This window comes from Pontibacillus chungwhensis (assembly GCF_030166655.1).
GTDB lineage: Bacteria > Bacillota > Bacilli > Bacillales > BH030062 > Pontibacillus.
Genome location: NZ_CP126446.1, coordinates 2,415,916 through 2,429,305 on the forward strand (window position 1 = coordinate 2,415,916; position 13,390 = coordinate 2,429,305).

The following is a 13,390-nucleotide window of genomic DNA, read 5'->3' on the forward strand; positions in this document are numbered from 1 at the left end:
CATATAACCGTAAAATAATGATAGAGGATTGTAATAAATTTGGCTAATATCCCCTTATAACTCACCTATAAATGGAAAAGATAGCCTTATAACGTGTATAAGGGTGATTAAATGAGAGAACGTTCATCGAAAGGATCGGTTTTAAGTCCAGCAATCCAATCCAGACTTATCATTAGTTGCTTTACCTTCATAGCTCTATTGCTAAGTGTGAGTATTAGTCAAGAAGATGTACAAACGAGGTGGGTGTTAAGTGGCTTGCTTCTCGGTATGAATATGTACATAGCTAAAGCCTTAACGCTTCATCTCACCTACAAACGATCAAAACGAATTCGAACCTGGTCTCTTATGGAGAAACTAAGGCTAGGGATTTATCTATTCGTGACTCTCATTACCATCGGGGCAAGTGAATCTTTTGAAGTATATGGAGTCTTTACTTTAGCTTTAGGTTTGGTTATGGTTCATAAATATAGTAGCCTGCTCTCCTTTAAAAACCTAAACAGTAACCACAAAATGCTCGCCAATAATGAAATAGATCAAATGACTGAAGAGGAATTTATGACCTTTATCGTTAAACTCTATGAAGGTCTTGGCTATTCTACACAGATTCCACCTTCAAAAAGGGAGGGCGCTTCCTATGTTCTTATTAAGAAGAAAAAAGTGAAGACTGCAATCCGCCTAAAGTTAGCCTACAGTAACGAGAGGGTTAAAGTTGAAACAATTAATGAGATGCTGCGGGATGTGAAGGATTGGGATATCGACCGGAAAGTGGTGCTCACGAATCGTAGGTTCTCCCCTAAAGCTATTAAAACAGCCGAGCGTTGCGGGGTTACTCTAATAAACCAAGAAGGGTTACTCATCCTTACAGATCAATACAAAAAAGAAATGGAACAAGGGAAGAAAAGAAGAAGACTTTCTTTTCAAAAACGTTCAGGAGAATAACTATACTCACAAGGTTTGTTTAAGCTTAGCCATGTCTATATAAAAAATAGACCTTCCCAAATCATTAGGAAGGTCTATTTGGCATTCCTTACGCCATCACTTATAAATGGTTCACTCGGGAGCATCCAATTGTTGCACCACTTCTAATAGTTTACCTTGCAATCATTCAACCAGATATTAATTCACGAACATGATCAGAGCTGACCAGACGATGAAGTAAAGAACAGTCAAGTGTTTATGTAATGTATATTGATGATGGCTTTCATCCTCTTTGATTACGCGAATTAGTGAAAAGATAAACCCATAGCACACAAGAACAAAGATCACTAAGTAAATAAGGATCATATCTCGCATTCGTCCTTCTTCAGACGCCCCATTAGAACCGTATCATAAAACAATCCATCCGAAAGATATTTATCCTTCTTTAATACACCTTCTATTTCAAAGCCTTGTTGTTTATACAAATGAATAGCTTTTTCAGTGCTTGCTACAACCTGAAGGGTCATTTTTAAAATGCCATTATGATCAGCCCATCGGACAGATTCTTTCAATAATGCCTTTCCGATTCCACATCCCCAATGACGCTTTAATACCGCCACTCCGAATTCCACTTGATGCTTCTTCCTTAAAAGAGAGTGACCTTCGCATCTTGAAAAACCTACAATTTCTTCTTCGAGTTCAGCTACCAAGAACAGATTAACAGGGTTTAACTTATCCGATTGAATCAAATGCTTAAAATCCTTCTCACCCAGATGATCCTCTCCCTGAACACGATCTAGGAATTCTGTCTCTCCGTCAATTTTAAATCTTACCTCCGAAAGACTTAAAGCATCTGTCACGTTTGCCAACCGAATGTGAGAATCCCCCCCGCTTCCTTCATCCATCAGAACGTTATTCATCCTCCATTTTCCTCTCTCTGTATCAATTTTCGTGACTGAGTAGCAAAAGCAAATCTAATCTTGAATCAACATTCTGGTTAAGCGATCCGCTCTAGCGACTGTTAAAACTGTCATCATTTGACCTAGAATCATAAATAATACCCACCATTCCATATCCCTAGAGGCCAGAATCACGGCAATCACCCCTAATATGATGCTCGCCAGAAAACCAGTGTTCGTCTTCCCGTCTTTTAATACTGCCCAGTTCATTGTCTGCCTCCTTATAAGCTAACCGCCGTTTTTTCCATGAATTCTTTTCATTTCTTCAGCATATTGATCTGAACTTCCTTTGGGTATACTCAAACTCTCCCATCGCCCCCCTTTAATTTCCTTTCCCAAGTAAACGATTTGTCCCACATGATAAGCATAGTGAGCCATTTGTCGTTCAATCGCCTCAAGTACCATATGGCCTTCACTTCTAATATAGATGGTCTTTAGTAAATCTTCTTCTGTTAGGTTTCTTAAAGCATTAAATAATGTCTCCCAGCCCTTCTCCCATTGCTCGAGTATTAAATCCATCGGTAGGTCAGCCGGTTCAAATTCCTGATCACGATTCCGGAAAGATTTCTCTCCATCGCTAGTCATTACATCTGTCCACCTTGACACCATATTCCCACTAAGATGCTGAACAATGATTGCAATACTATTTCCATGCTGGCTTGTCCTTTCATAGAAATCACGTTCTGACAATTGACGAAAGGTTCCGTCACCTAATCCTTTCACACGCCGAAATCGGTCCTCTGCGATTCGTAGATATGCTTCCCCAATGGTCATGTAATTCCTCCATCCTTTGGTTTTGAATCTTTTCTATGTAACGCAAATGTAATTAACAGAAAAATACAACAAATCCATTTTAACACATATGACCAAACCTTTAGAAAAGGAGTTTTCTTGCCTCCAATATACATTAGACGATATGAAAAGGATTGCTCTTACAATCTATATGCGAAAATCGTATAACTTAGAGAATAGCTCCATCGAAACAAAAAAAGAACTTTGACCTCTTAAGTCAAAGTTGAACGTTTCATTTTAATTTATCTCCTTGGTTTACACCAAATTCCCTGAGATATTCTTATTCTTTGTCATGTCTATAATGCGAAATGGGTTCCCATCTGGGTCCTGGAAGATTGCATATCTTCCTGGTGGAATATCACATGGCTCCTTGATAAAGCTAAGCTTATGCTGATTTTCTTCATAGAACTGGTTTACATCTTCAATAACGAATACCCCACCTGAAGGAACCAAACCTTCATCATCTTCAACCATAAGCTGAACTTCTTCATTCTCCGTGAACCTTAATGCTACTGTATGATCTCCTTCCCGCCAGGCTTCCTCTAAACCAAGTACCTCTTTGTAATAGGATAGAGATTGATTCATATCTTTCGTAGGATGACATAGGAAAGCTAATTTCAATTCGAACACTCCCTTAATGTAAAATCATTCCACTCTGTGCTACTAACTTTATACGAACCAAGCGACATTGTCGAATCTAAACCTCCCTGTTTACATCTCCCCCCTAACCATCCAATGTTTGCGAATAATCAAATTTCTTAGTTTTGGAAAAACGTTGAAAGGGAATTCACTTACGAACATTATGTTTTGAGGAGAGATTCCATGATGACACAAGGATGGACATGGCTTTGGGAAAAGCATGATCAAGCAAAGGATTTGCTTCGTTTCTTCACTAAGCCGAACGAGAGCACTGCCACTGAGAGGAATCAATCGAACCAAAAAGAACAATCATCGGGCGGTGGCGGTGGAAAAAGAAGTTATAAGAAAGCTCAATTAATTGGACTTATAATAGGCCCTTTACTCTTTGCCCTAACTCTTATCTTTTTTCAACCTGAAGGGTTATCCTATGAAGGGAAAGCTGTTTTAGCCAGTACATTATGGGTGGCTATTTGGTGGATGACAGAAGCGGTCCCGATCCCTGTCACTTCCCTGATCCCTATCGTTTTATTTCCTTTAACAGGTGGTCTTGATATGGATCAAACCGCATCCTCTTATGGTGATGACACCATCTTTTTATTTATGGGAGGATTTATGATCGCCCTTGCTATGGAGAAGTGGAACTTACATAAACGCATAGCACTGACGATTATCTTAGCCATTGGAACAAATACAAGACGCATCATACTCGGGTTTATGGTAGCAACTGGATTCTTATCGATGTGGATTTCTAATACAGCGACAGCGATGATGATGGTTCCAATTGGTCTTGCTATTATTTATCAAGTTTCTGAACAACTGAAAGACGACGACTCGATCGATACCTCAAAGGAAAACTTTGAATTCGGGAAAGCTCTCATGCTTGGAATAGCCTATTCGGCCTCAATTGGAGGGATTTCCACACTCATTGGCACACCACCAAATACAGCTTTTGCAGGGGCAATTAGCAACTTATATGGAATAGAAATTTCCTTTGCCCGTTGGATGTTGTTTGGCGTACCCATTGCATGGATCTTTATCTTTATCGCTTGGTTCTACCTGGTGAAAGTAGCTTATCCTCCTAAAATCAGTCAACTACCTGGTGGACGTGAAGTAATCAAGAACGAGAAAGACGACCTTGGAAACGCTTCTTTCGAGGAGAAAATAATTTTAATTATCTTCACCCTTGCAGCTTTCTCTTGGGTCACTCGCTCATTCCTACTTCAACCCTATGTCAATGAGAATATCGGAGACGCCATGATCGCTTTAACGGCCTCCTTTATCCTATTTGTGATTCCTTCAAGAACGACAAAAGGGGATCGACTTCTTGACTGGGACACAGCTGTAAAATTACCATGGGGAATCCTTTTGCTGTTTGGTGGAGGACTTGCCATCGCAACAGGATTTACGGAGTCAGGCTTATCAGAATGGATCGGTAATCGACTCACCGTGTTACAAGGCATCCATATTTTCGTCGTCCTGCTGGTCGTTTCCGCCATGGTTATATTCCTAACAGAAATTACGTCTAACACAGCTACTGCCAATATGATGTATCCGATTATGGCTTCTCTTTCTGTGGCACTCGGAGTGCACCCTTATGCAGTTATGATTGCAGCAGGTGTTGCTTCTTCATCAGCCTTTATGCTTCCTGTAGCGACCCCACCGAATGCGGTTGTATTTGGGTCTAATTATTTAAGGATTCCAGATATGGCTAAGGCAGGATTCGCCCTTAATTTAACAGGCATTGTACTTGTAACCCTTGCTGTTTACTTCTGGCTACCTATTGCTTGGGGGATCGATCTGACAGAAATACCCGAAATGTTAAAAAAAGAATAAACAAAAAGGACAGGGAGCCCCTGTCCTTTTTTTGTTAATATTCCTCATAAGTCGCTGGATCTTGATCGTTTAATCGCCCATGGTCTTGATGAAGCGCATTGATCTTGTCTACTTCAGTTTCATGTAATGTAAAGTCAAAGATAGAGATATTCTCAAGCTGGCGCTTATAAGAAGATGATTTCGGAATTGGAATTGAACCGATCTGATAGTGCCAACGTAAAATGACCTGTGACACACTTTTATTATAGGCAGATGCAATCTGCTGCAATTCCTCATCCTGCAGCACTTCACTCGCTCTTGCTAACGGACTCCAAGACTGAGTTTGAATTCCTTTTTCATGATCGTACGTACGCTGAGTCTCTTGATTGAAAAACGGATGAAGCTCTACTTGGTTAATACTTGGCTTTACGCCTGTTTCATTCTCTAGTCTGTCTAAATGTTCAGGAAGGAAGTTACAAACACCAATTGATCGGATTAATCCCCATTTTTGCGCATCCAATAACGCCCTCCAAGCCTCCACATACTCATCTTGACTCGGATTCGGCCAATGAATTAAGTATAAGTCGTAATACTCCAGCCCGGCCCGATATAATGATTCCTGAATGGCTGTAACAGCTTGATCATAATTATGATAGCGTCCTGGTAACTTAGAGGTCACAATCAGGTCTTCCCTTGGAACAGAACTACGGCGAATCGCTTCTCCTACTGTCCCTTCATTTTCGTAATTATAAGCAGTATCAATAAGCCGGTATCCTGTTTCGATGGCGCTTTGAATCGCACGAACACCTGTATTTCCATTCAATTTATACGTACCAAATCCAATAGCTGGCACTTTTAGCCCATCATTTAGTGTAATCATTGGTATAGATCTATCCATAATTTCCACTCCTTTCTAATCTATGTACCTAATTCCACTAACGATATTAATAAAACTAAAAAAGGCGCACCAAAGGTCAATCCCTCTGGTACGCGTTTGATAACACTTATAATTGAGTCAATGTGTTGGAAACCATCATAACCGTGACGATTATTGCGTAAATAATCCCTCCAAGATAAGGGTTTTTGGTCACCCTGTATAGTTTGCGTGTGATGATTGCAGCCAACGGGATGACGACAATAATTGGGAACAACCAGATCCCCGCGATGTTTGAGATGTTCGTAAAGAATACGTCACCTTCTATAAAGAAATGAGTGTACTGAATGGCTACTATAACAATCGCACTCAATCCGTTGAAAAGCGCCATCAAAGCTGTGTTGATCCACTCTTTCTTCCCGGTTGCTACGTAGTTAAAGCAGTTAACTGAAATTGAATTAGCCACATAGAAAAGCAAGAAGAATGGCAAGTACTTTAGTGCTATTAATAATTTATCTGGCGTAAAAGCCTTAATGGTAAGAACCCAAATCCGAAAATCCGTTGTAAAGAAGTAATCCGCTACAAAGACTAATCCAAAAGCACTTACCGTTACTAGAAGAGCAAGTAGGATTGTCTTCCACAAGCTTCTTAAGCTGATCCAAACTCCTGTCGCCCGAAGATCAAGGCCTTCTTTCTTAGAGAAAAACATATAAGATAGGAACAATATTACAATCGTGACCACGCCCATTACAGCTGACCAAACGCCAATATAGTAAACAGGAGCTTGGGGGAAAAAGTCCGGACGATTTGTTGCGCTCCAGGTAAACAATGCTAAGTAAGACCATCCAGATACAATAGCACTGACAAGGAGTCCACCCCAGAACCATGCTTTACCTACCCCTCTTGGCGCTGCGCTAGCTACAGCTGACTCCGTTGCCTTCAAGGATGAAAACGTACTTGTATTCAGCAGAACTTTTGTAAAGCTTACAACAAATATGAAGAAAGCGACTAATCCGAGGAAGTTAAAGAGTACTTTCCACTGCCAAATCTGATTTGATGAATCAATTGATTCAGGGGCCCCAATCGATTCGTCAAAATAGTCTAGTAGACTTGTTACGACACTACTTGAGAAATGATTCCAAGGATGGATTTGATTCGGATTATAAATAACCCTCATCGCTTCTTCTCCGTTTACGCCCTCCTTATAAATTTTATAGCTCTCCCGGTCCTCCTTAATCTCGCTTGGGTCCACCCCAAAGTGAAGGAAAGACTGAGCATAATCTGTATCGATGTAATCTCTTGGCGGAGTAACTGTTCCGTTTTCTGTTAAGCTACGGAAAAAGAATTCATCATATTTTGCAGCAACGATTCCAACATCTCGGGTCCCATACATATTTGCATATTCTTGATCACCATTACGCATGGACCAATAAAGAGGTTCCCCAGGATCATTTGTATACATGGCATCGTTCGCAACAAGAAGGACAGATGAAATTAAACGCTCTTCCTCAGGCTTTTTATTGTCCTCAAGAACAGACCAGTTCGCAGCTCTTGCGCCATTTGAGTGGCCTGTCACCCCAATCCTCTCATGGTCTACATAAGGAAGATCAGCCAATAATTCTACGGCATCATACATTCCTGTACCTCGTTTTTGCCATTCTGAAGGCTCAACAGGATCCGAGTTGCCATGCCCATACATATCAATAGAAATCACAACATAGCCACGTCTCGCAAGTTCCACATTGTTCAAGTCTTGCATTTCACGATTATTGTACCAGCCGTGACTTGTTACAATTCCAGGCGCTTTGTCCTCTTCAGACACACCTTTAGGTTTAAATAAAAGAGCACTCAATAAATGTCCGGATGGGGTTTCAAAGCGTAAATCTTTTACTTCAACATCGTTTCCAGATGTCTGTACAAAATAAGCCCCTACCATACTAACGAAAGCTAATACTAATGAAAGAATCAGATACTTGGACGCACTTCTCATAATGTCTTTCCCCCTTTCAATGGTACATGTATATGTTTGTCATCGCTTACAAAACACTTATTTCATGACTTCGCTAAAATATTTATTAATGCAGCGGTAAACCATCTAACCATTTAGGTTTAGGTTTAAAAGCGTTTATCCCAACAGAAAAAGAATTATAATACTGGTCGTTTTAAAAATGTAAAATATTTCAATACAGAACTACATCTATAGAATCTGCTTATTAACCCTCAACAAAATCCGAAAAAAAGATGCCCCTCAGAAGACATAATCTCCGAGAGACATCTTATGTTTCATATTTGACACAGATCTCCAAACGCCCATCTCTGCTCTTTTGAACCGTTTACGCGTCTGCTGCTAATGTATATCTTGATCCGTCTTCTACTTTTTTGTCCCACGCTTTCTGGTTATGCTCTGATAGATTCATAGCCTCGTTCCCTCTCTAGTATCTTACTTTTGACACACATAAATCATCTCATGACTAGTAGCAGTTAGAGGATCTTCTTCCCAATTCCCGTACGTATGAAGGATAGTAAGTCCATGACGCTCAAGCAGTCTCTTCATTTCTCTTGGAAAGACAAATCGTAGTGTTATGTGAGCATGATCTTCCTTCACAATCTTACCCTGTTGATTTCTATATTTCCTCTTGGTGGTGTTGTATTGGACCTGCTCTAATGCGTCATACCTGCTCAAGTGATACACATCAACCATCTGCCCACTTGCTTCATTTTCGTATGAATACTCAAATTCCTCTTCTGGTTCATTCAATAGCTCGTAGGCATTTGGGAAACGGGTTCCAAAGATAAACACACCACCTTCATTTAGATGACGGCGAACGGAGTCTAGCAATCCATCCTGAGCACCATTTGTGAGAAAGTGCTGAAAAGAATTTCCCACTGTAAAGATAAAGTCCACTTTGATAGAAAGGTTTAATTTTGAACAATCTCCAAGAATCCAGGTAATTTTATCTTCTGAAGTGGTCTTTTGTTTTGCTACATCCAGCATACCCTGATGCACATCTACTCCAGTGATAGGATAGCCCTCACGCGCCAAAGGAATCGTAGCACGCCCAGTTCCACATGCCAGGTCCATCACAGGCCCCCCTTGCCTCTTTGCCCATTTCATAAGAAGCGGGAGATCTCGTTGATAATTGCTATGTTCCTTATCATAAAGAGTGGGGTTATCGTACTCATCGAAATTATATAGTTGATCAAGATCTTCCATAGATTCCTCCTTATATATGAAATACAATATCTAGCCCAAGAGAATTCACTACATTTGTAGTGGCTCCACTTTATCCACTCTGGTGCTATGACTTGTTAAAAACAGTAATAGAACAGAAGGAACGATTAAAACAGAAGCTCCTGTCCATAAAGCAATATATGAGTTGACCGCTTCAGGAATCGCTCCTGACAAAAACGTTCCAAGTATACCGGATATGCCTCCCATTACATAGGTTGAACTTTTTACTCTAGAAAGCATATGATCTGGAGTAATACCCTGATGAATAGAAGCTTGTATAACAAATGCCATCGACAAGGCCCCGTCAAATAAAAACATACCAAAACAAGCTACATAAAAGTTTGTACCCATCCCAATGAGGAGCGTTCCCATACCAGAAACGATAAGCATGATACTAAGAAGAGGGATCCAGCTGAGCTTTTTCACCCACCTTAACAACACCACTCCTGCTATGTTCCCTACTCCGGCACAAGAAAGTAACAGGCCAATACGGTCAGGCTCCAAATCCATGGCTGTTTTACCGTGAATCACGACCGTTAACACGACAAATGTCGTAGAAAAACTAAGCAGACAGATAACAATCGTGCAGACAACTTGCGAAGTGTTGGTAAAAAGAATAGTAAACCCCTCAACCGCTTGCTGCCAGAACTTTTTAAGCTTCTCTTTATTCCCCACTTTGTTGGTGTGGTTATCTATAGTTTCACCCGTTACCTGCACGCTCAGAATGAAGAGCATTGAAATTAGCATAAGCCCTCCACACACTAAAATAGTAGCCGCTGATCCAAATTGAGCTAAGAAGAATCCTGCCACAATCGGTCCTATTAAAGTCGAAATCGCATCAGCTGCTTCTAAACTTGTATGAGCATTAACAAGATTTTCTCTCCCCGACACTTTCGGAATAAGTGAATTAAACGCGGTTCTACTTAATAACCCTACAATACCTAAAAGAAATAACACGACAGCAATCAGTAAACTCGTAAACTCTCCTTGAAATAATAAAAAAGATAAGATAAGGAGTAGAACAGAGCTTATAGCTTTCGAGTAGATCATGACGTTTCTTTTATCTTTACTTTCAATCCATGTTCCAGCTGGAATGGCGAATAGGAGTCCACCCGCTTGTTGAGAGAGCGCAACAAGGGCTGTGATAAGCGGTGAGGCGGTTAACGTTAACACAATAATGGGAATGACAAGTTCTCTAAATCTTTGTCCAAGAACAGAACTTAAATTAGAGGACCACATCTTTAAGAAATTCTTATTTATAGTATAGTAATGAAGCAAGATGATCACCTTCCACTTTTTATTTATATAAAAGGTAGCATCTCTTGTTTACATGTCATGATCCTCCTGACCTTCTCAATATAGATTCGATAATTACACTTCTTCGAGTTTTTCTTTAGCTGCCCTTATAACCGGGATATCTGGTGGATTCAGCTCAGATGGAAGGCTGGTGAACGGAAAGAACTGCAAGTCATCTACTTCCTCTTCTTGTTTTTGTAACGTTCCGCTATACTCAAAACATATATAAGCAGCAGTCACGTTATAAACTTCATCCCCGTGAGGCAGTTTGTAATAGAAATCTTCGCCTGAGAACACGTTAAGTAATGTCCACTTTAAGGCATGTAACCCCGTTTCTTCTTTTAATTCTCTAAAAGCCACTTCTTCTAAAGTCTCACCTAGTTCCATGGAGCCTCCTGGCAGTCCCCAACACTTATTGTCTTTCCTTAACTGCAACAATAGCTGACCTTCCTTATTCAATAACAACACACATGAACCCGGCATTAGAAGAGGTCTTGTCCCTACCGTTTTCCTCAATTCTTTTATGTATCCCACTCACGATTTCCCCCATTTCTTTCAACCATCCTTATATAAATGGACTCTTCAGTGAAGATCTCCAATCTCCTTCCATCCATAAACCAATTCTTCGAGAGCTTCGCTCCCCACTTTGATAGGCACTGAAGCGATCTCCACAGCTCCAAGTGATTCGTAAAAGCGGCAGGCAGGATTTTCTCTTAACACGAGCACCACCATAGAAGAGATTCCTTCTTTTAAGAGATCCTCCACCACTGGACGAACCAACTTTCTACCAAGCCCTTTGTTTTGGTGCTCATCTCGTATATAGATCGCATATAATTCCCCTTCATACCCTTCATACTTTCCACTTCTCTCCTTCCCACCATTTGAGAACCCCACTATTTCTCCTTCTGCAGTTTCTGCAACATATATGGATTGAGTTTCGATAATTCCTTTCCATTGTTTTTCACGACTATCATAAGTCATCTTTTCTAGAACCTGATCAGGTACAACACCTTTATAAGTAGTTTTCCACGTATCCACCTGCACTTTTGCAACGTTTCTCCCATCTCCCATTTTTGCCTTGCGAATTCTCATCCAACCCCTCCTAAACTGATGCCTTCATTCATCCTTTCTTATTGTTGAAAAGTTACTAAAATAACAAAAACAAACTTCAAGGAAGTTTACAATAAATGACATAGTACACATTATTCCAAATTAATTAGCTGAATTCAATAAAAATTCGCAAAAAGGCGCACCCTCAACTGGGTACGCCTTTTTATTTAACTTCTAATTCATGTTGGTCATTAACCATAATCCGTTCACCCGTTTTCAGCAAAATTTCTAAAGGATGAATTTCTGCTTCTTTATTTGAAAAGATCCACCGCCTGCCTGGTTCAATTAGCAAGAGAGAATTCCCATCTTCTCTATTTCCCATAAAGTTGAGGGATGAGCCACTAATAGCTTCCTGATCTCGTTCATGTATTCCAATACTCTTCAACTTTTCCCCTGCCCATAGCGCATCTTGAACCGTTAGGCTTATTTCGCTAATGTTTAATAGGTTTTTTGCTGAGAATGGTTCCTCCCTGTCTTCTGATATGGAATGTCTAGCAATGAATTCAACAATATTTCCAGCCGGATCATAGAAATAGAGGGAATGAGCAGGAAGATTTGAGAAATCTGCTTCATCTTCTCCTTCTTCTGTGTTCAATTGAACTCTCGACTGAACCCACTGCTTCGCGTCATTAAATTGATTAGAAGGAACGTTAAAAGCAAAGTGATAGTAAGGGGCACCTGCTACATTCTTTGAAGTAAACACTAATACGCTCTCCCCGACACGAACTTCAAAGCAATGGCCACCTTCGTTTATAACTTCCATCTCTAATACATCCTTATAAAAGCGTTTCATACCTTGGAGCGCTTTTGTTTTTAAAACAACTTTATTTATTTCCACTATGCCCCCTCCCCCTTTTTTATTGCCCACCAGATTGTCCAGCGGTCTTGATCTACTATATAGGCTTCTTTGTCTATCCTTTTGTCTATATAGGAAATATACTGCTCAATTTCCTCGTCACTTAGTTCATACAAGATGGAACGACCCTTTCTTAATCGAACTTCACCGTAGAATTCTTCTTTCGTTTCATAGCGTTTTCTTTGCTCCCACAATGTTGTTTCTTGTATTGAGTGAAATCCAGCACGCATTAAAGCTTTCTTTACAAACTCACTTTCATAACGTCTGTTTTCTTCAATGGATTTAAGTCGAGGAAACAGCGTAAATAAAAATCCTCGCAAATGATGTTGATTCCCTTGTAAGAAGCAGTCATCGAGCGTACGGTCCTGAACGACAAACAAACCCTCATCTTTAAGAATTCGATTGGCTTCATGGAATGCCGGGACTAAGTTTTCTAAATGGTGAATCAGCGCTCTCTCTATGACAAGGTCAAACGAATTTGTATTTTCTCCGGTCTCTGTCGCCTTTCCCTGAACAAATTGTAAAGCCTGCTCGTTATAGTTTCCCTTTTCTGAAGCGCCTTTGATCATTGAATGTGAATAGTCTATTCCCGTCACGCTACCCACACCTAACTTTAGTAAGGCTTCTGAATAAATCCCTCCACCACAGCCGATATCAGCAGCTTTATCAACAACTCTTCCGTCAATAATGCCCTCCATTTGTTGTAACCATTGATCGTGAGCATTTCTGTCAGTATACGTATACATGTTGCTTTCATCGTGAAAGTCGATCATGACATGCCTCCCTTTCTGCTTTAATTATATCGGAGCTGTTGTAGTAAGAATAATACAACTATTCTATAGTAAGAGATAACAATTGCTTATCACTTGATTAGATCTATGTATAAAACATAAACAAAAGCA

15 protein-coding genes are annotated in these 13,390 nt (G+C 40.2%); 2 read left to right on the forward strand and 13 right to left on the reverse strand.

All coding sequences use genetic code 11. The features are described 5' to 3' along the window. The first annotated feature begins 111 nt into the window (after window positions 1-111). Window positions 112-939, forward strand: coding sequence for a restriction endonuclease (locus tag QNI29_RS12545; RefSeq protein WP_231416851.1), 828 nt, complete (start codon window positions 112-114; stop codon window positions 937-939). Window positions 940-1,116: 177 nt separating this feature from the next. Here the strand turns inward: QNI29_RS12545 and QNI29_RS12550 are convergent, their stop codons facing one another. The 5 genes from QNI29_RS12550 to QNI29_RS12570 form a co-directional block, all read right to left on the reverse strand. Then, complete coding sequence (locus tag QNI29_RS12550; RefSeq protein ID WP_284526489.1) at window positions 1,117-1,284, reverse strand: hypothetical protein; 168 nt, start codon at window positions 1,282-1,284, stop codon at window positions 1,117-1,119. Then, complete coding sequence (locus QNI29_RS12555; RefSeq protein ID WP_370635441.1) at window positions 1,281-1,838, reverse strand: GNAT family N-acetyltransferase; 558 nt, start codon at window positions 1,836-1,838, stop codon at window positions 1,281-1,283. Before QNI29_RS12555 ends, QNI29_RS12550 begins: the two co-directional genes overlap by 4 nt. A gap of 54 nt (window positions 1,839-1,892) precedes the next feature. Next, window positions 1,893-2,087: a hypothetical protein gene (locus QNI29_RS12560; RefSeq protein ID WP_231416852.1), complete on the reverse strand. Its 195-nt coding sequence runs from the start codon at window positions 2,085-2,087 to the stop codon at window positions 1,893-1,895. A gap of 18 nt (window positions 2,088-2,105) precedes the next feature. Beyond that, the gene (locus QNI29_RS12565) at window positions 2,106-2,651 is read right to left on the reverse strand and encodes a DUF1572 family protein (RefSeq protein ID WP_231416853.1); all 546 of its coding nucleotides are present in this window, start codon (window positions 2,649-2,651) and stop codon (window positions 2,106-2,108) included. A gap of 273 nt (window positions 2,652-2,924) precedes the next feature. Beyond that, complete coding sequence (locus QNI29_RS12570; protein ID WP_231416854.1) at window positions 2,925-3,290, reverse strand: VOC family protein; 366 nt, start codon at window positions 3,288-3,290, stop codon at window positions 2,925-2,927. A 201-nt stretch (window positions 3,291-3,491) separates the two neighbouring features. Here QNI29_RS12570 and QNI29_RS12575 point away from each other — a divergent pair, with 201 nt between their 5' ends. Beyond that, window positions 3,492-5,141 (forward strand): SLC13 family permease, encoded by a 1,650-nt coding sequence (locus tag QNI29_RS12575; protein WP_231416855.1) that lies wholly within the window; start codon window positions 3,492-3,494, stop codon window positions 5,139-5,141. Window positions 5,142-5,175: 34 nt separating this feature from the next. On the opposite strand, the gene QNI29_RS12580 is transcribed toward QNI29_RS12575, so the two are convergent. From QNI29_RS12580 to QNI29_RS12615, 8 genes are all read right to left on the reverse strand, one after another. Next, window positions 5,176-6,018 carry an aldo/keto reductase gene (locus QNI29_RS12580; protein WP_231416856.1) on the reverse strand — a complete coding sequence of 281 codons (843 nt, stop codon included), beginning with the start codon at window positions 6,016-6,018 and terminating at the stop codon, window positions 5,176-5,178. Window positions 6,019-6,124: 106 nt separating this feature from the next. After that, complete coding sequence (locus tag QNI29_RS12585; protein ID WP_231416857.1) at window positions 6,125-7,984, reverse strand: alpha/beta hydrolase family protein; 1,860 nt, start codon at window positions 7,982-7,984, stop codon at window positions 6,125-6,127. Between the two features lie 450 nt (window positions 7,985-8,434). After that, entirely contained in the window at window positions 8,435-9,208 is a 774-nt protein-coding gene (locus QNI29_RS12590) for a class I SAM-dependent methyltransferase (protein WP_231416858.1), read from the reverse strand. Window positions 9,209-9,256: 48 nt separating this feature from the next. Then, window positions 9,257-10,513 (reverse strand): MFS transporter, encoded by a 1,257-nt coding sequence (locus QNI29_RS12595; RefSeq protein WP_231416859.1) that lies wholly within the window; start codon window positions 10,511-10,513, stop codon window positions 9,257-9,259. A gap of 84 nt (window positions 10,514-10,597) precedes the next feature. Next, window positions 10,598-11,056 carry an NUDIX hydrolase gene (locus tag QNI29_RS12600; protein ID WP_231416860.1) on the reverse strand — a complete coding sequence of 153 codons (459 nt, stop codon included), beginning with the start codon at window positions 11,054-11,056 and terminating at the stop codon, window positions 10,598-10,600. 48 nt (window positions 11,057-11,104) lie between these two features. Beyond that, on the reverse strand, window positions 11,105-11,614 hold the full coding sequence (locus QNI29_RS12605) for a GNAT family N-acetyltransferase (RefSeq protein ID WP_231416861.1): 510 nt from the start codon (window positions 11,612-11,614) through the stop codon (window positions 11,105-11,107). 181 nt (window positions 11,615-11,795) lie between these two features. Further along, window positions 11,796-12,470: a hypothetical protein gene (locus QNI29_RS12610; protein WP_231416862.1), complete on the reverse strand. Its 675-nt coding sequence runs from the start codon at window positions 12,468-12,470 to the stop codon at window positions 11,796-11,798. Continuing rightward, window positions 12,470-13,261, reverse strand: coding sequence for a class I SAM-dependent methyltransferase (locus tag QNI29_RS12615; protein WP_231416863.1), 792 nt, complete (start codon window positions 13,259-13,261; stop codon window positions 12,470-12,472). The genes QNI29_RS12610 and QNI29_RS12615 overlap by 1 nt, the downstream gene beginning before the upstream one ends. Between the last annotated feature and the right edge of the window lie 129 nt (window positions 13,262-13,390).

Bases quoted from the DNA above. Each gene is read 5' to 3' on its own strand.
- QNI29_RS12560 (WP_231416852.1), bottom strand. From the start codon at position 2,087: ATGAACTGGGCAGTATTAAAAGACGGGAAGACGAACACTGGTTTTCTG.
- QNI29_RS12555 (WP_370635441.1), bottom strand. From the start codon at position 1,838: ATGAATAACGTTCTGATGGATGAAGGAAGCGGGGGGGATTCTCACATT.
- QNI29_RS12590 (WP_231416858.1), bottom strand. From the start codon at position 9,208: ATGGAAGATCTTGATCAACTATATAATTTCGATGAGTACGATAACCCC.
- QNI29_RS12545 (WP_231416851.1), top strand. From the start codon at position 112: ATGAGAGAACGTTCATCGAAAGGATCGGTTTTAAGTCCAGCAATCCAA.
- QNI29_RS12550 (WP_284526489.1), bottom strand. From the start codon at position 1,284: ATGATCCTTATTTACTTAGTGATCTTTGTTCTTGTGTGCTATGGGTTT.
- QNI29_RS12580 (WP_231416856.1), bottom strand. From the start codon at position 6,018: ATGGATAGATCTATACCAATGATTACACTAAATGATGGGCTAAAAGTG.
- QNI29_RS12575 (WP_231416855.1), top strand. From the start codon at position 3,492: ATGATGACACAAGGATGGACATGGCTTTGGGAAAAGCATGATCAAGCA.
- QNI29_RS12615 (WP_231416863.1), bottom strand. From the start codon at position 13,261: ATGATCGACTTTCACGATGAAAGCAACATGTATACGTATACTGACAGA.
- QNI29_RS12605 (WP_231416861.1), bottom strand. From the start codon at position 11,614: ATGAGAATTCGCAAGGCAAAAATGGGAGATGGGAGAAACGTTGCAAAA.
- QNI29_RS12565 (WP_231416853.1), bottom strand. From the start codon at position 2,651: ATGACCATTGGGGAAGCATATCTACGAATCGCAGAGGACCGATTTCGG.
- QNI29_RS12585 (WP_231416857.1), bottom strand. From the start codon at position 7,984: ATGAGAAGTGCGTCCAAGTATCTGATTCTTTCATTAGTATTAGCTTTC.